Source organism: Streptomyces longisporoflavus, from assembly GCF_014649775.1.
In the GTDB taxonomy this organism is placed as follows: Bacteria; Actinomycetota; Actinomycetes; order Streptomycetales; family Streptomycetaceae; genus Streptomyces; species Streptomyces longisporoflavus.
The window spans coordinates 1-911 of sequence record NZ_BMTR01000121.1 but is presented as its reverse complement, the minus strand read 5'-3'; the positions used below and the strand labels follow the sequence as shown (position 1 = coordinate 911).

The window sequence follows — 911 nt, the reverse complement described above, 5'->3', positions numbered from 1 at the left end:
CTGACGGACTTCGTGTTCATGGTGCGTGACACCTCGCAGATGTTCATCACCGGCCCCGACGTGGTGCGTGCGGTGACCGGCGAGGAGATCACCCAGAACGGCCTGGGCGGCGCGGACGTGCACGCCGAAACCTCCGGCGTGTGTCACTTCGCCTATGACGACGAGGAGACGTGCCTGGCCGAGGTGCGCTACCTCATCGCGATGCTGCCCTCCAACAACCGCGAGAACCCGCCCGCCCACGAGTCGGACGACCCCGCCGACCGCCGCTCGGACGTCCTGCTGGACCTGGTGCCGGCGGACGGCAACCGCCCGTACGACATGGCCAGGGTCATCGAGGAACTCGTCGACGACGGCGACTTCCTGGAGGTCCACGAACGCTGGGCCCGCAACATCATCTGCGCGCTGGCCCGCCTGGACGGCAAGGTGGTGGGCATCGTCGCCAACCAGCCCCAGGCCCTGGCCGGTGTCCTGGACATCGAGGCGTCGGAGAAGGCCGCCCGCTTCGTGCAGATGTGTGACGCCTTCAACATCCCCATCGTCACCCTCCTGGACGTGCCGGGCTTCCTGCCGGGCGTGGACCAGGAGCACGGCGGCATCATCCGCCACGGCGCCAAGCTCCTGTATGCCTACTGCAATGCCACCGTGCCGCGGATCTCGCTGATCCTGCGCAAGGCCTACGGCGGCGCGTACATCGTCATGGACTCGCAGTCCATCGGCGCGGACCTGACCTATGCGTGGCCGACGAACGAGATCGCGGTGATGGGTGCCGAGGGCGCCGCCAACGTCATCTTCCGCCGGCAGATCGCCGCCGCGGAGGATCCCGAGGCGATGCGGCAGAAGATGGTCAAGGAGTACAAGGCCGAGCTGATGCACCCCTACTACGCCGCCGAGCGCGGCCTGGTGGACGACGT

The 911-nt window shown here is 67.9% G+C and carries 1 protein-coding gene; it reads left to right on the top strand.

The window, feature by feature from the left end; translation table 11 throughout:
• On the top strand, window positions 1-911 hold a 911-nt coding region (locus tag IE226_RS43675; RefSeq protein ID WP_308429618.1), incomplete at both ends, for an acyl-CoA carboxylase subunit beta.